This is a genomic window from Streptococcus oralis, from assembly GCF_023109005.1.
Classification (GTDB): Bacteria; Bacillota; Bacilli; order Lactobacillales; family Streptococcaceae; genus Streptococcus; species Streptococcus oralis_BU.
Genome location: NZ_JALDTU010000004.1, coordinates 44347 through 61219, shown reverse-complemented (window position 1 = coordinate 61219; position 16873 = coordinate 44347). Strand labels below are relative to the sequence as shown.

Below are 16873 nucleotides of genomic sequence, written 5' to 3'. Positions count from 1 at the left end.
ATTATACAAAAAGAGTACCTTAAAAATGGGAGAGTGAAGCTGAAGTTTACTATACGCTGTCTCAGGATGAGTATGCTGATAGAGTATATTTTTTCTTAGACGAGCCAATTTCTAAAGCCTATATCAGCAGTTTAGAACACGATTATTATTTGATTTCAAAGAATGAATCTGCCATTAAAGAGGAAACAGGTAAAACGGTTGAGCAGTTAGTTCAAGAAGTGGGGAATGAAAGGAAAAACTTCTTATCAGCGCTTGGAAAGATGAAAATCCTTCGTTTGTTCTATTTGATTCTTCGTATGATAGTATTGTTGCAGTGTATCAGGTGGTCGGGTCAGCGTAGAAAAAGGAAAGAGAACGAAATTTTGCAGAATAGATAGAGCTCCAAAAAGTATGATGACTATAAGGAGAGTTACAAATGAGCATGAAGAAAAAATCGAATTGGAATTTAGGTTGTAGTTTAACACTTGTTGTAGTTTTGGCGACTATTTTTTTCTTTAATCTATGGGCACAAAATCTTGGTAAATATACTCTGCAGCCAGGAGAGTCGGTAAACTTCACAGTAAATCCTAGGATACAAGATGTAGAATACTACTCAGAATTAATCTTGAATAAAAAGGATACTAATAGGCTTAAATTATCGGGTTCAGGAGTTTGGTTTGAGATGCATGGCGATATTTTTTATGATGTTGAAGGGCAAAAACTTGTTCGAAGCCATCATTCAGAAGATGCTGATGAAGAGTTACCCAATAATCAAAAAGATATTAAATTAGTGCAGGATGGAATTGTTGTCAGTTACAAAGGGGAAAAAGTTTTTAATGTAACCAATAACAAGTCCTACACGATCACCATCACCAATGCAGACGACAAGCCAGCTCACTTTGAAGCTCAAGTGGTGGATAGGTAAAATTTCAGCTCTCAAATGAGGGCTTTTTTAGCTTCAAGTTTTTAAAAAAAAAGTAAATATGATATACTAAAGAACGAGTATTCTATTAGAATTAGGACAAGCAATATGAAACAAACGATTATTCTTTTATACGGCGGACGCAGTGCAGAACGTGAAGTGTCTGTATTGTCAGCTGAAAGTGTCATGCGTGCGGTCAACTACGACCGTTTCACAGTCAAGACTTTCTTTATCAGCCAGTCAGGTGACTTTATCAAAACGCAAGAATTTAGCCAGACTCCAGGTCAAGAGGATCGTCTCATGACCAATGCGACTATTGACTGGGACAAGAAAGTTGCACCAAGTGCCATCTACGAAGAAGGTGCAGTGGTTTTTCCAGTTCTTCATGGCCCAATGGGAGAGGATGGCTCTGTTCAAGGATTTCTTGAAGTTTTGAAAATGCCTTATGTCGGCTGCAATATCTTGTCATCAAGTCTTGCCATGGATAAAATTACGACCAAGCGAGTTCTAGAATCTGTCGGGATTGCCCAAGTTCCTTATGTGGCCATCGTCGAAGGTGATGATGTGATTGCTAAAATCGATGAAGTTGAAGAAAAATTAACTTATCCAGTCTTCACAAAACCATCAAACATGGGGTCAAGTGTCGGTATTTCTAAGTCTGAAAACCAAGAAGAACTCCGCCAAGCTTTGGAACTTGCCTTCCAATATGACAGCCGTGTCTTGGTTGAGCAAGGAGTGAATGCTCGTGAAATCGAGGTTGGTCTCTTGGGGAACTACGATGTTAAGAGTACTTTGCCAGGAGAAGTTGTCAAGGATGTTGCCTTCTATGATTATGATGCCAAATATATCGATAACAAGATTACCATGGATATCCCGGCTAGAATCAGTGATGATGTGGTAGCTGTTATGCGTCAAAATGCAGAAACTGCCTTCCGTGCGATCGGTGGCCTTGGTCTATCTCGTTGTGATTTCTTCTATACAGATAAGGGCGAGGTTTTCCTAAACGAGCTTAATACCATGCCAGGTTTTACCCAGTGGTCTATGTACCCACTACTTTGGGACAATATGGGAATCAGCTATCCAGAACTAATCGAGCGTTTGGTTGACCTTGCTAAGGAGAGCTTTAACAAGCACGAAGCGCATTTGCTATAAAGATGGAAGAGAGGGGTAGAAGCCGGAATCGTCACTGTAGGTGATTAGAGTTCTCGGACTTCAACCCTTTTTAAAGGAGTAGAAATGAAACTAACAATCCATGAAGTCGCCCAAGCTGTTGGAGCTAAAAATGATGTCAGTCTTTTTGCGAACGTTCAGTTAGAAAAAGCTGAGTTTGACAGTCGTTTGATTGGGACGGGAGATTTGTTTGTGCCACTTAAAGGTGCGCGTGACGGTCATGACTTTATCGAAACAGCTTTTGAAAATGGTGCAGCAGTAACCTTGTCTGAGAAGGAAGTAGAAGGTCATCCCTACATTCTAGTAGACGACGTGTTGACTGCCTTTCAAACCCTCGCAGCCTACTATCTTGAAAAAACGGCAGTTGATGTCTTTGCTGTTACGGGTTCAAATGGTAAGACAACGACCAAGGATATGTTGGCGCATTTACTATCAACAACCTACAAGACCTACAAAACCCAAGGCAATTACAATAACGAAATTGGTCTTCCTTACACAGTTCTTCATATGCCAGATGATACTGAAAAGTTGGTCTTGGAAATGGGACAGGATCACCTAGGAGATATCCATCTCTTGTCTGAATTGGCACACCCAAAGACAGCCATCGTGACCTTGGTTGGAGAAGCCCACTTGGCCTTTTTCAAAGACCGTTCAGAGATTGCTAAAGGGAAGATGCAAATTGCAGACGGTATGGCACCAGGTTCTTTGCTTTTGGCGCCAGCTGACCCTATTGTAGAGGACTACTTGCCAACAGATAAAAAGGTGGTTCGTTTTGGACAAGGAGCAGAGCTGGAAATTACAGACTTGCTTGAACGCAAGGATAGTCTGACCTTTAAGGCCAATTTCTTGGAGCAAGCCCTTGATTTGCCAGTGACAGGTAAGTACAATGCCACCAATGCTATGATTGCTGCTTATGTGGCTCTACAAGAAGGAGTTTCAGAGGAACAGATTCGTCAGGCCTTTCAGAACCTAGAATTGACCCGTAATCGTACTGAGTGGAAGAAAGCAGCCAATGGAGCAGATATCCTGTCAGATGTCTACAATGCCAATCCAACTGCTATGAAGTTGATTTTGGAGACATTCTCTGCCATCCCAGCTAATGAAGGGGGCAAGAAAATCGCTGTCTTAGCGGACATGAAGGAACTTGGTGACCAGTCTGTTCAACTCCATAACCAGATGATTTTGAGCCTCTCGCCAGATGTGCTGGATACCGTTATTTTCTACGGAGAAGACATTGCCGAATTGGCACAACTGGCTAGTCAAATGTTCCCAATCGGTCATGTATTCTACTTTAAGAAAACTGCGAGCGAAGATCAATTTGAAGACCTTGTCAAGCAAGTTAAGGAAAGACTCGGTGCCAATGACCAAATTTTGCTTAAAGGCTCTAACTCCATGAATCTAGCCAAGTTGGTAGAAAGTTTAGAAAATGAATGCAAGTGATTTTGCTAAGTATCTTCAAAGAATGCTAGCCATTACGGATACTGGATTAACCTTTACAAAAGATCCTTTCGACCGTGAGCGTTACGAGGACTTGCGAAGCCTGTTATCTGAAATGTTGAATCAGGGATCAGACCTCGATGCAGAAGAAGTAGCAGAAGTCATGAAACCGACTTCCGTTTATGCAACTCCTCTGATGGACGTCCGTGCTTGGATTGTTGAGGATGAAAAAGTCTGTTTAGTTAGAGGAAAAGGGGAGGATAGTTGGGCTTTGCCAGGTGGTTTTGGTGAAGTCGGCTACTCTCCAACCGAAAATATTCTTAAAGAAATTGAAGAAGAAACCGGCTTTACAGCAAAAGCTGAAAGGTTACTTGCAGTTTTTGACACCAATCGTTTCCAACTACAGAGCAAACAATATGCAAAGTTTGTCTTTGAATGTAAGCTTCTTGATGGACAATTTCAAGAGAATCAAGAAATTGCTGAGCTTCAATTTTTTGCCATTGACCAATTGCCAGTCTTATCTGAAAAACGCATCACCAAGGAGCAAATGGAGATTCTTTGGAAAGTTTATAAAGGACAAAGAGACCAATATATCGATTAGTTTATGCTAGAGAAGTCGACAAATCAAAAAAGGGCATCTGCAAGGTGCATTTCTGCAATACAAATGATATAATAGGTTGAGAAATGAACACCTTAAGATTCTAAGACATGTTCTGGAATCAAATCTGATAAAAATGAGAACAAAGAAAGCTAGGAGAGAGTGGATCCTCTATTTTCACTTAGCTAGATGAATGAGGAATAGAATATGAATTTGTGGGATAAATTATTTACCACGCAGATATCAGAACCGCCCCAGTTTGAACTCCACTGGTATATTGGTTTGTTATGTTTACTGGCCTTTACTTTCTACGCTTCTTATCGTTTTCGCGACAAAGTGGCTTACCAACGATTTATTCAGATTCTTCAATCTGTTCAACTGATTGTTCTGTATGGCTGGTATTGGGGAAACCATCTGCCCCTGTCAGAAAGTTTACCTTTCTATCATTGTCGTATAGCCATGTTTGTCTTGCTCCTGATCCCGGGAACCTCTAAGTACAAGCAATACTTTGCCCTTCTAGGAACCTTTGGGGCAACAGCGGCTCTGACTTATCCACTATTTGATCCTTATCCGTTTCCACACGTGACCATCCTGTCCTTCATTATCGGACATGTGGCACTTTTGGGAAATGCACTCTTATACTTGTTTAAAAACTATGAAGCTTCTCTGCTCAACTTCAAAAATGTGGCGGTGATTACCTTCACCTTGAACGCTTTGATATGGGTTGTTAATTTAGTTGTCAGTGGGGATTATGGTTTCTTAACGAGACCGCCACTTGTTGGAAATCACGGACAACTTTTGAATTACCTTATTGTTTCGAGCGTTATCGTGATAGCAATTTGCGTAACAGCAAAATTGCTAGAGATTTTTTTACAGCAAAAATCAGAAGAATTTATTCAAGAGAAGGTCTAAAAGACCTTCTTTTTTGATGGGTTATAAATATTATCGAATTGTTGACAAGAACATCAAAACCTTTTTCCAGAAGAAAAATTTTCTAATATTTTCTCAAAAAACATGCAGGAAATTTACGAAAAACTAAGCATGATTAGTTTTTTTGTGTTATAATATTCTTTGAATAGCTATGCCCAAACATAGTTATTAAATAGAAGTGAGAAACTTGGAAGATAGAGAGGATGCGATGTAATGACTAGAGATGGTTTTTTTACAGGCTTAGATATCGGAACTAGCTCCATTAAGGTGTTAGTTGCTGAGCATAGAGATGGCGAAGTAAATGTAATTGGTGTTAGTAATGCCAAAAGTAAAGGTGTAAAAGACGGAATTATTGTTGATATTGAAGCGGCTGCTTCAGCAATCAAATCCGCGATCACACAGGCAGAAGAGAAAGCAGGCATTTCTATCAAGTCTGTCAACGTTGGTCTTCCAGCAAATCTTCTGCAGGTCGAACCAACACAAGGAATGATTCCTGTAACATCAGATACAAAAGAAATCACAGATCAGGATGTTGAAGATGTTGTTAAATCAGCTTTGACAAAGAGCATGACTCCTGATCGTGAAGTGATTACCTTTATTCCAGAAGAATTCATCGTGGATGGTTTCCAAGGAATCCGTGATCCTCGTGGTATGATGGGTGTCCGTTTGGAAATGCGTGGTCTGCTTTACACAGGTCCTCGTACGATTCTACACAATCTTCGCAAGACGGTCGAACGTGTAGGTATCCAGGTTGATAATGTGATTATTTCACCTTTGGCGATTGTGAACTCCGTTCTCAATGAAGGCGAACGTGAATTTGGTGCGACTGTCATTGACATGGGTGGAGGTCAGACTACTGTAGCGACTATCCGCAACCAAGAATTGCAATTCACCAACATCTACCAAGAAGGTGGAGATTACGTTACAAAAGACATTTCTAAAGTCTTGAAAACATCTCAAAAGATTGCAGAAAGTTTGAAACTGAACTATGGTGAAGCTTACGTTCCACTTGCAAGTAATGAGACTTTCCAAGTTGAAGTAATTGGTGAAGTAGAACCTGTTGAAGTGACAGAAAGCTACTTGGCAGAAATTATTTCAGCACGTATCAAACATATCTTTGACCAAATCAAACAAGAGTTGGAAAGAAGACACTTGTTGGATTTGCCAGGAGGTATCGTCCTTATCGGTGGAAATGCAATTTTGCCGGGCGTTGTTGAATTAGCCCAAGAAGTATTTGGTGTTCGAGTAAAACTCTATGTTCCAAATCAGGTTGGAATTCGCAACCCTGCATTTGCTCACGTGATTAGTTTATCTGAGTTTGCTGGTAAATTGACTGAAGTCAATCTTCTTGCTCAAAAAGCAGTTAAAGGAGATGAATTCCTTCGTCAAAAACCAATCAACTTTGGCATTCCAAATCAACGTTTGAATCCTGTGGCGCAACCAAGCCCAACACAGACAACTCCAGTTGAAACTGTACAGGAAGCTCCAGTTGCTCCCAAGGAAGAATTCCAAGCAAGTTCTCAAAGTAAACCGAAGCTAACAGAACGTTTCCGTGGTTTGATCGGAAGCATGTTTGATGAATAAAAGAGGATAAGAAATTATGACATTTTCATTTGATACAGCAGCAGCTCAAGGCGCAGTTATTAAGGTAATTGGTGTCGGTGGTGGTGGTGGTAACGCCATCAACCGCATGGTTGACGAAGGTGTTGCTGGTGTAGAATTTATCGCAGCCAACACTGATGTACAAGCCCTTAGCAGTACGAAAGCAGAAACCGTTATCCAACTTGGTCCAAAATTGACTCGTGGTTTGGGTGCTGGAGGACGTCCAGAAGTTGGACGCAAAGCTGCAGAAGAAAGCGAAGAAGCTTTGACGGAAGCAATCAGCGGTGCAGACATGGTCTTCATCACTGCTGGTATGGGTGGTGGATCTGGTACAGGTGCTGCCCCTGTTATTGCACGTATCGCTAAAGATCTTGGTGCTCTTACAGTTGGTGTCGTGACACGTCCTTTCGGATTTGAAGGAAGCAAACGTGGTCAGTACGCTGTAGAAGGAATCAATGAACTTCGCGAGCATGTTGATACTTTGTTGATTATCTCTAACAACAACTTGCTTGAAATTGTTGACAAGAAAACACCGCTTCTTGAAGCTCTTAGTGAAGCAGATAACGTTCTTCGCCAAGGTGTTCAAGGGATTACTGACTTGATCACGAACCCAGGATTGATTAACCTTGACTTTGCTGACGTGAAAACTGTAATGGCAAATAAAGGGAATGCCCTTATGGGTATCGGTATTGGTAGTGGTGAAGAGCGCGTTGTTGAAGCAGCTCGTAAAGCAATTTACTCTCCACTTCTTGAAACAACTATCGATGGTGCCGAGGATGTGATTGTCAACGTTACTGGTGGCCTTGATTTAACTTTGATTGAAGCAGAAGAAGCTTCAGAAATTGTCAATCAAGCAGCTGGCAAAGGTGTAAACATCTGGCTTGGAACATCTATCGACGAAAGCATGAAGGATGAAATCCGTGTGACTGTTGTAGCGACAGGTGTTCGTCAAGAACGACTAGAAAAAGTAGTCGGGTCTGCTACCAACCAACCAGTTGGTCGACCATCAACTAAAACTCCACAAGCACACACATTTGACCGTCAATTCGACTTGGAAGAGACAGCAGAACTGCCTAAATCAAGTCCACGTCGCTTTGAAACCAACCAAGCATCTGCTTTTGGAGATTGGGACTTGCGCCGTGAGTCAATTGTTCGCCAAACAGATCCCGTTGTTTCACCAGTTGAACGCTTTGAAACACCAGTTTCACAAGATGAGGATGAATTGGATACACCTCCATTCTTCAAAAATCGTTAATCAATGAATTTGAAAAAAAATACTGAATTAGTTTTTCAGCAAATTGCTGATGCTAGTCAAAAAGCCAACCGTAATCTAGATGCTGTTTCAGTAATCGCAGTGACAAAATATGTAGATGTACAAACAGCGGAAGCCTTGCTTCCGCTTGGCATCCATCATATCGGTGAAAATCGAGTTGATAAATTTTTAGAAAAATATCAGGCCTTGAAAGATTACCCAGTCACTTGGCATTTAATAGGAACACTACAGAGACGGAAAGTAAAAGAAGTAATCCCATATGTGGATTACTTTCATGCTTTAGACTCCCTAAAGTTAGCACAGGAAATTCAAAAGAGAACAGATCATGTTATCAAGTGTTTCTTGCAGGTTAATATTTCTGGGGAAGAAAGTAAGCATGGGTTTTCAAAAGAAGAATTGCTAGAACTTTTGCCAGAATTGGCTAAGTTAGATCAGATTGAGTATGTTGGTTTAATGGCCATGGCTCCTTTTGAGGCAGACAGTGATGAATTGAAAGAAATTTTCAAGGATACGCAGGCTCTGCAAGCAGAAATTAGAGAAAAACAAATCCCTAATATGCCGATGACAGAGCTAAGTATGGGAATGAGTCGTGATTTTAAAGAAGCGATTCAGTTCGGCTCAACCTTTGTTCGAATCGGTACAGCATTTTTTAAATAGGAGAGAGCTATGTCTTTAAAAGATAGATTCGATAAATTTATAGATTATTTTACAGAAGATGGGGAAGAAACGACTAACTACCAGACTCAACAAGAGGAAACAGTTAGCCCAGCTATCTCATCTTCTAAAGGATTACCAGCATCTGCTCAGCCAGAATCAGTAAAAGATGCGAATATTACTCGCCTCCATGCTCGTCAACAAGAGTTGGCAAAGCAAAACCATCACTCAGATGAGAAAGTGACGATTGATGTTCGTTATCCAAGAAAGTATGAGGATGCAACTGAGATTGTTGATTTGTTAACTGGAAATGAAAGCATCTTGATTGATTTTCAATACATGACAGAAGTACAAGCGCGCCGCTGCCTTGATTACTTGGACGGAGCCCGTCACGTCTTGGCTGGAAATATGAAAAAAGTTGCGAGTACGATGTATCTATTGACGCCTGTCAACGTTATCGTGAATATTGAGGATATCAAACTTCCAGACGAATCACAAGGTGCCGAGTTCGGCTTTGATATTAAACGAAATAGAGCAAGATAATGATTTTCTTAATCCGTTTAATTCAAAATGCAGTTAGCATTTACTCCATCATTCTCGTTGCATTTGCTCTTCTTTCATGGTTTCCAAATGCCTATGAAAGTCAACTAGGTCGCTTAGTCATCAGACTTGCTCGTCCAGTTATCGAGCCACTTCGTAAGCTCAATTTACAGTTTGCTGGTCTTGATTTTACGGTTTGGGCCGCGTTGATTCTGATCCAGTTTCTTGGAAATATCTTAACACGACTAGTGCTATTACTATGACAGTAAATCGAGCCATTTATCAGCATTTTTCCCAAGATGATATTCCTTTTATTGATAAGGGTTTAGAGTGGATCAAGCGGGTAGAAGATACATATGCACCAGTGCTTACTCCTTTTATCAATCCCCATCAGGAACAGATCTTGAGGGTGCTAGCTGGGACATATGGACTGGGTTGCCAAAGTAGTGGTGATTTTCTTCCGACGGAGTCGGTTCGAGTTCTTCTCTATCCAGATTACTTTGAACCGGAGATATCAGACTTTGAAATGACCTTGTTAGAAATTTGCTATCCGAGCAAGTTTGAACAGCTGAGCCATGGAAAAATATTGGGAACAATCATCAACCAGCTAGGAATTGACCGTAAATTATTTGGTGATATCTTGGTAGATGAAAAGAGAGCACAGATTTTTGTCAATCGTGATTTTATTCCTCTTTTTCAGGATGGAATAAGAAAGATTGGCAGACTTCCTGTATCGCTGGAGGAACGTCCTTTTACCGATAGGATTATATCTAAAATTGACTTTAGAGAACGAGAAATTTTAGTTTCGAGTTTTCGATTGGATGCCCTCTTATCAAGTGCCTTGAAATTATCTAGAAATCAAACCAGTCAACTAATTGAGAAAAAATCTGTCCAGGTAAACTATCATCTGGTTGAAAAATCTGATTACCAGGTTGCCGTTGGGGATTTGATCAGTGTGAGAAAGTTTGGTCGTCTAAAAGTTGTCAAAGACAATGGACAGACAAAAAAAGACAAGATAAAATTAAGCATTCAATTATTATTAAGTAAGTGAGGAAAAGTATGCCAATTACATCGTTAGAAATTAAAGATAAAACCTTTGGTACAAGATTTAGAGGTTTTGACCCAGAAGAAGTAGATGAATTTCTTGATATCGTTGTTCGTGACTATGAAGATTTGGTTCGTAGTAATCACGACAAAGAGACACACATCAAGAGTTTGGAAGAACGTTTGTCTTACTTTGATGAGATGAAAGATTCCTTGAGTCAGTCAGTTTTGATTGCTCAAGATACTGCGGAGCGTGTCAAACAGGCTGCTCAAGAACGTTCGAACAATATTATTCAACAAGCTGAACAAGACGCTCAGCGTTTGCTAGAAGAAGCAAAATACAAGGCAAATGAAATTCTCCGTCAGGCAACAGATAATGCTAAGAAAGTGGCTGTTGAGACAGAAGAGTTGAAGAACAAGAGTCGTGTATTCCATCAACGCCTCAAGTCTACGATTGAAAGTCAATTGGCTATTGTTGAGTCATCAGATTGGGAAGACATTCTTCGCCCAACAGCAACGTATCTTCAAACAAGCGATGAAGCCTTTAAAGAAGTGGTGGGTGAAGTTCTTGGTGAAACTATTCCTTCTCAACCAGAGGAAGAGCCAATTGATATGACTCGTCAATTCACACCAGAAGAGGTTGCTGAGTTGCAAGCTCGTATCGAGGCTGGAAATAAAGAATTGGCTGAGTTTGAAGCTCAACAAAATCAACATACAGATGAAAGTGAACAACATGAAGAGTCAGTTGAAGTAGAAGCTACTGCAGCAACTGAGGAAGATGCAAACAAAGAATCTGTTCTTATCCTATAAAAAATGTGAGAACAAGATCTAACCAACTATATTTTCAGCGAGCGGGAGATGGTGTGAGCCCTGCAATCCCTAGTCGTTAGATTATCCTCTCAACGAATCCAGTCTGAAAACAGTAAGACTGGACGTTCCCCACGTTACGGGAAAAGAGGAAAAGAGACACTGTCTTTTTTCGAACAAAGGTGGTACCACGATTTTCGTCCTTTTTGGAAGTCGTGGTTTTTAATTTGTTAATATTTATAAAGGAGATACCATGAAACTCAAAGATACCCTTAACCTTGGGAAAACAGCTTTCCCTATGCGTGCTGGTCTTCCAACTAAAGAACCAGTTTGGCAAAAAGAATGGGAAGAAGCAAAACTTTACCAACGTCGTCAAGAATTGAACCAAGGAAAACCACATTTCACCTTGCATGATGGACCTCCGTATGCAAACGGAAATATCCACGTTGGACATGCCATGAACAAGATTTCTAAAGATATTATTGTTCGTTCGAAATCTATGTCTGGATTTTACGCCCCTTATATTCCAGGTTGGGATACACATGGATTGCCAATCGAGCAAGTCTTGGCAAAACAGGGCGTGAAACGTAAAGAAATGGACTTGGTTGAGTACTTGAAACTTTGCCGCGAGTATGCTCTTTCTCAAGTAGATAAACAACGTGAAGACTTTAAACGTTTGGGTGTTTCTGGTGACTGGGAAAATCCTTATGTGACTTTGACTCCAGACTATGAAGCAGCTCAGATCCGTGTCTTTGGTGAGATGGCTAAAAAAGGCTATATCTACCGTGGTGCCAAGCCAGTTTACTGGTCATGGTCTTCTGAGTCAGCCCTTGCTGAAGCGGAAATTGAGTATCATGACTTGCTTTCAACTTCCCTTTACTATGCTAACCGCGTCAAAGACGGAAAAGGTGTGCTCGATACAGATACTTATATCGTCGTATGGACAACTACACCATTTACTATCACAGCATCTCGTGGTTTGACAGTTGGAGCAGATATTGATTATGTATTGGTACAACCAGCTGGCGAATCTCGTAAGTTTGTGGTTGCTTCAGAATTACTGAATAGTCTTTCTGAGAAATTTGGCTGGGCTGATGTTCAGGTCTTGGCGACCTACCGTGGTCAAGAATTGAATAAAATTGTGACAGCTCACCCATGGGATACAGCTGTAGACGAGTTGGTGATCCTCGGTGACCACGTTACGACTGACTCTGGTACTGGTATCGTCCATACAGCCCCTGGTTTTGGTGAGGACGACTACAATGTCGGTGTTGCTAACGGCCTTGAAGTTGCTGTAACAGTTAACGAACGCGGTATTATGATGGCCAATGCTGGCTCTGACTTTGAAGGTCAATTCTATGACAAGGTGGTACCAACTGTTATCGAAAAACTGGGTGATTTGCTCCTTGCTCAAGAAGAAATCTCCCACTCATACCCATTTGACTGGCGTACCAAGAAACCAATCATCTGGCGTGCAGTGCCACAATGGTTTGCATCTGTATCAAAATTCCGCCAAGAAATCTTGGACGAAATTGAAAAAGTGAAATTCCACTCAGAATGGGGTAAAGTGCGTCTTTACAACATGATCCGTGACCGTGGCGACTGGGTTATCTCTCGTCAACGTGCTTGGGGTGTTCCACTTCCTATCTTCTACGCTGAAGATGGCACACCAATCATGACTGCTGAAACGATCGAGCACGTGGCTCAACTCTTTGAGGAACACGGGTCTATTATCTGGTGGGAACGTGATGCCAAAGACCTCTTGCCAGAAGGATTTACGCATCCAGGTTCACCAAATGGCGAGTTTAAGAAAGAAACAGACATCATGGACGTATGGTTTGACTCAGGTTCTTCATGGAATGGAGTGGTGGTTAACCGTCCAGAACTCAATTACCCAGCAGATCTTTACCTAGAAGGTTCTGACCAATACCGTGGTTGGTTCAACTCATCACTTATCACATCTGTTGCCAACCATGGCGTAGCGCCATACAAACAAATCTTATCACAAGGATTTGCCCTTGACGGTAAAGGTGAAAAGATGTCTAAATCTCTTGGGAATACCATTGCTCCAAGTGATGTTGAAAAACAATTTGGTGCGGAAATCTTGCGTCTCTGGGTGACAAGTGTTGACTCAAGCAACGACGTGCGTATCTCTATGGATATCTTGAGTCAAGTCTCTGAAACTTACCGTAAGATCCGTAACACACTTCGCTTCTTGATTGCCAATACATCTGACTTTAACCCAGCTCAAGACGCAGTGGCTTACGATGAGCTTCGTTCTGTTGACAAGTACATGACCATTCGCTTTAACCAGCTTGTGAAGACCATTCGTGATGCTTATGCTGACTTTGAATTCTTAACCATCTACAAGGCCTTGGTGAACTTTATCAACGTTGACTTGTCTGCCTTCTACCTTGACTTCGCCAAAGACGTTGTCTACATCGAAGGTGCCAAATCACTCGAACGCCGTCAAATGCAAACAGTCTTCTATGACATTCTTGTGAAAATCACCAAACTCTTGACACCAATTCTGCCTCACACTGCAGAAGAAATCTGGTCATATCTTGAGTTTGAAGCAGAGGAATTCGTTCAATTGTCAGAATTACCAGAAGCTGAAACTTTTGCCAACCAAGAAGAAATCTTGGATACATGGGTAGCCTTCATGGACTTCCGTGGACAGGCTCAAAAAGCCTTGGAAGCAGCTCGTAATGCAAAAGTAATCGGTAAATCACTTGAAGCCCACTTGACAGTTTATCCAAATGAAGTGGTGAAAACTCTTCTTGGAGCATTGGATAGCAATGTAGCTCAACTTTTGATCGTGTCAGAATTGACTATTGCAGAAGGACCAGCTCCAGAAGGCGCAGTTAGCTTTGAGGATGTAGCCTTCACAGTTGAACGCGCTGCAGGTGAAGTATGTGACCGCTGCCGTCGTATCGATCCAACTACTGCTGAACGTAGCTACAATGCAGTTATCTGTGACCACTGTGCAAGTATCGTAGAAGAAAACTTTGCAGATGCAGTCGCAGAAGGATTTGAAGCGAAATAATCAGAATAGACTGAGAAAGGTCGCTAAAATCATAAAAAACGCATAATATCAAGAGTTCAAGTGCTTTGATATTATGCGTTTTATCATGGGAAAATTTACTAGTCCATTTCTTCAAATGAAGTTCTTCCTGGCCTGTCCGTGTAGATAATTAACATAATCAACTATTCAGTTTTCTCATAATTTTATATTTCTACTAATTATAAAGAGACTATAGAACTTAAAATTATTTTTTGAAAATCAATATTTATTATAAAATTTTATAAGATTGTTTAATTTTTAGATAAATTATGATAGAATAATACCTATAAAAATTTTAAGGAGATTATTATGAAAACAAATACACTTGCTCGTGTTAACGCTATTTTTGGTCTTATTTCAGGAATTATATTGCTTTTAGCGCCAGTTATCATGTTTATCATGGCTGTTGGAGCTGCTGCGGCAACTGAAGACGCAGATGTAACGGTTGGGACATTGACAGGGCTCTCAATTATTTTGTCATTGGTTAAAATTGCTGTTTTAGTATTGGGAATTGTGGCTATTGTTTATTATAAAGATGATGAACGTGTTACGAATGCACCTTCTGTTTTGCTCATTGTAGGTGGTGCGGTCGGCTTGATTCCATTTTTGGGATGGGTAGGTGGAATTCTAACCATTATTGGTGGTTCACTTTACTTTGGAACATTGAAAAAATTTGTAATTGAAGAGTAGTAGTTTTCCAATTATTTTTTGGGGACTATTTCATCGTCTATCGAGAACAATTATGATAGTGTGATAAAGAGAAGACTGATAAGCTCTTCTCTTTTTAGTTGATTTTAACTAGCTTTTTTGTGAAAAATTGTGTAAAATAGAATAGATAAACGAGGGAAACCTCGAAAAATAAAAGGAGAATCCATCTAATGGTAAAATTGGTTTTTGCTCGCCACGGTGAGTCTGAATGGAACAAAGCTAACCTTTTCACTGGTTGGGCTGATGTTGATTTGTCTGAAAAAGGTACACAACAAGCGATTGACGCTGGTAAATTGATCAAAGAAGCTGGTATCGAATTTGACCAAGCTTACACTTCAGTATTGAAACGTGCAATCAAAACAACAAACTTGGCTCTTGAAGCTTCTGACCAATTGTGGGTTCCAGTTGAAAAATCATGGCGTTTGAACGAACGTCACTACGGTGGTTTGACTGGTAAAAACAAAGCTGAAGCTGCGGAACAATTTGGTGATGAGCAAGTTCACATCTGGCGTCGTTCATACGATGTATTGCCTCCAAACATGGATCGTGATGATGAGCATTCAGCACACACTGACCGTCGTTACGCTTCACTTGACGACTCAGTTATCCCAGATGCTGAAAACTTGAAAGTGACTTTGGAACGTGCCCTTCCATTCTGGGAAGATAAAATCGCTCCAGCACTTAAAGATGGTAAAAACGTATTCGTAGGAGCTCACGGTAACTCAATCCGTGCCCTTGTAAAACACATCAAACGCTTGTCAGACGACGAAATCATGGACGTGGAAATCCCTAACTTCCCACCATTGGTATTCGAATTTGACGAAAAATTGAACGTCGTTTCTGAATACTACCTTGGAAAATAATTTATAAACAGAAAGCCTAGGATTCCTAGGCTTTTTTGTGTTTTCTTCTAGTTTTCAACTAGTTGAAAAAGCGTTATAATGATAGTAAAGAGTGACTTGATTGTAAGAAAGGTGGATATGCTCGAAGTTCTGAAATCAGTAGAGTAAGTCAAGTTTTTAAAAAGTAAATCAGTTGACAAAGTATCTGCTTCTTGGTAGAATAAGAACTGTCGTAAAGACAAATAACTTCTTCTTGGTTGCAGGCATGCCAACCTGCCACTCGGATGAAGCCAAATAAAAAGGAGAAACATCATGGCAATCTCAAAAGAGAAAAAAAATGAAATCATCGCACAATATGCACGTCACGAAGGCGATACAGGTTCAGTAGAGGTTCAAGTTGCTGTCCTTACTTGGGAAATCAACCACCTTAACGAACACATCAAACAACACAAAAAAGACCACGCTACTTACCGTGGATTGATGAAGAAAATCGGTCGCCGTCGTAACTTGCTTGCATACTTGCGTAAAAACGACGTTAACCGTTACCGTGAGTTAATCAACTCTCTTGGACTTCGTCGCTAATCTTGCGTCTAAAACGTTTCTATACTTCGTTGGCTTCAGCTCGATGTACCATTAGTACAATCTTCGCCTCGTCGCCTAGTCTATAAACATTTTATCCAGCAAGACTTGAGCTCTCTGATATTCAGAGAGCTTTTTTACTTTTGTCACCCTACCTCGATATACTAAAGTATTATCTTCGGTTACGGTTTCTAGCACTGTAAGGTAAAATAAACCAAATCATCTCCCTTTGGGGAGATTTTTTGTTTCACTAGGATTCTGGCTCTAGTTCAAATCAGCTCTCTGTTATCAGAGGGCTTTTTTATTGAGGTTTTATCGGTCACAATTTTGGAGACTACAAAAACCTCAGCAGTACGTACAGCAGCGCCTTCACCGTTTTATCGGTCACAATTTTGGAGACTACAAAAACCTGTTCGCTTCAGAGCGTCCAAGTCACCCGGTTTTATCGGTCACAATTTTGGAGACTACAAAAACTGACAGGAACATATGTAGTATCTGAAGTAGGGTTTTATCGGTCACAATTTTGGAGACTACAAAAACCTCAAATGGTATCAGCTAATGACACCATGAAGGTGCGCAGTTACTCGGCTTTTCAAGCCGAGTAACTGTCTGCAAGCCCCCTCGGAGAGCCCACACTTTACGAAGTAAAGTATAGTATGTTATACTTTACATGGAAGTAGTCACCGAATTCCAGTTAGAAATTACTTTGTAACTACGTTTTGAG

Annotated in this window: 16 protein-coding genes and 1 pseudogene; all 17 read left to right on the top strand. The window is 40.7% G+C overall.

All coding sequences use genetic code 11. From position 1 onward, the window contains the following. Positions 1–23: 23 nt before the first annotated feature. Positions 24–377: pseudogene (locus M1F56_RS05185) on the top strand (hypothetical protein); the annotation flags it as partial. A gap of 38 nt (positions 378–415) precedes the next feature. Next, positions 416–904: a hypothetical protein gene (locus M1F56_RS05180; RefSeq protein WP_247917062.1), complete on the top strand. Its 489-nt coding sequence runs from the start codon at positions 416–418 to the stop codon at positions 902–904. A 105-nt stretch (positions 905–1009) separates the two neighbouring features. Beyond that, a complete protein-coding gene (locus M1F56_RS05175) occupies positions 1010–2053 on the top strand; it encodes a D-alanine--D-alanine ligase (RefSeq protein ID WP_247917061.1) in 1044 nt (347 codons plus the stop codon). 84 nt (positions 2054–2137) lie between these two features. Then, positions 2138–3511 carry a UDP-N-acetylmuramoyl-tripeptide--D-alanyl-D-alanine ligase gene (locus M1F56_RS05170; protein WP_247917060.1) on the top strand — a complete coding sequence of 458 codons (1374 nt, stop codon included), beginning with the start codon at positions 2138–2140 and terminating at the stop codon, positions 3509–3511. Continuing rightward, complete coding sequence (locus tag M1F56_RS05165) at positions 3498–4109, top strand: NUDIX hydrolase N-terminal domain-containing protein (protein ID WP_247917059.1); 612 nt, start codon at positions 3498–3500, stop codon at positions 4107–4109. The genes M1F56_RS05170 and M1F56_RS05165 overlap by 14 nt, the downstream gene beginning before the upstream one ends. 204 nt (positions 4110–4313) lie before the next feature. After that, on the top strand, positions 4314–5018 hold the full coding sequence (locus tag M1F56_RS05160) for a YwaF family protein (RefSeq protein WP_084938979.1): 705 nt from the start codon (positions 4314–4316) through the stop codon (positions 5016–5018). 231 nt (positions 5019–5249) lie between these two features. Continuing rightward, entirely contained in the window at positions 5250–6620 is a 1371-nt protein-coding gene (gene ftsA / locus M1F56_RS05155) for a cell division protein FtsA (protein ID WP_000196340.1), read from the top strand. A 16-nt stretch (positions 6621–6636) separates the two neighbouring features. After that, the gene (gene ftsZ, locus M1F56_RS05150) at positions 6637–7893 is read left to right on the top strand and encodes a cell division protein FtsZ (RefSeq protein ID WP_000144258.1); all 1257 of its coding nucleotides are present in this window, start codon (positions 6637–6639) and stop codon (positions 7891–7893) included. A 3-nt stretch (positions 7894–7896) separates the two neighbouring features. Beyond that, on the top strand, positions 7897–8568 hold the full coding sequence (locus tag M1F56_RS05145; RefSeq protein ID WP_247917058.1) for a YggS family pyridoxal phosphate-dependent enzyme: 672 nt from the start codon (positions 7897–7899) through the stop codon (positions 8566–8568). Between the two features lie 9 nt (positions 8569–8577). Then, entirely contained in the window at positions 8578–9108 is a 531-nt protein-coding gene (locus M1F56_RS05140; RefSeq protein ID WP_000053369.1) for a cell division protein SepF, read from the top strand. Further along, a complete protein-coding gene (locus tag M1F56_RS05135) occupies positions 9108–9368 on the top strand; it encodes a YggT family protein (protein WP_000576499.1) in 261 nt (86 codons plus the stop codon). The genes M1F56_RS05140 and M1F56_RS05135 overlap by 1 nt, the downstream gene beginning before the upstream one ends. Next, positions 9365–10156 (top strand): RNA-binding protein, encoded by a 792-nt coding sequence (locus M1F56_RS05130; protein WP_000217811.1) that lies wholly within the window; start codon positions 9365–9367, stop codon positions 10154–10156. The genes M1F56_RS05135 and M1F56_RS05130 overlap by 4 nt, the downstream gene beginning before the upstream one ends. A gap of 8 nt (positions 10157–10164) precedes the next feature. After that, positions 10165–10959, top strand: coding sequence for a DivIVA domain-containing protein (locus tag M1F56_RS05125; RefSeq protein WP_247917057.1), 795 nt, complete (start codon positions 10165–10167; stop codon positions 10957–10959). A gap of 250 nt (positions 10960–11209) precedes the next feature. Beyond that, positions 11210–14002, top strand: coding sequence for an isoleucine--tRNA ligase (gene ileS, locus M1F56_RS05120; protein WP_247917056.1), 2793 nt, complete (start codon positions 11210–11212; stop codon positions 14000–14002). Positions 14003–14329: 327 nt separating this feature from the next. Continuing rightward, the gene (locus tag M1F56_RS05115) at positions 14330–14710 is read left to right on the top strand and encodes a hypothetical protein (RefSeq protein WP_000856374.1); all 381 of its coding nucleotides are present in this window, start codon (positions 14330–14332) and stop codon (positions 14708–14710) included. 188 nt (positions 14711–14898) lie between these two features. Further along, positions 14899–15591 carry a phosphoglycerate mutase gene (locus M1F56_RS05110; protein ID WP_000240130.1) on the top strand — a complete coding sequence of 231 codons (693 nt, stop codon included), beginning with the start codon at positions 14899–14901 and terminating at the stop codon, positions 15589–15591. 291 nt (positions 15592–15882) lie between these two features. Next, positions 15883–16152 carry a 30S ribosomal protein S15 gene (rpsO, locus tag M1F56_RS05105; protein ID WP_001018251.1) on the top strand — a complete coding sequence of 90 codons (270 nt, stop codon included), beginning with the start codon at positions 15883–15885 and terminating at the stop codon, positions 16150–16152. Positions 16153–16873: the final 721 nt, after the last annotated feature.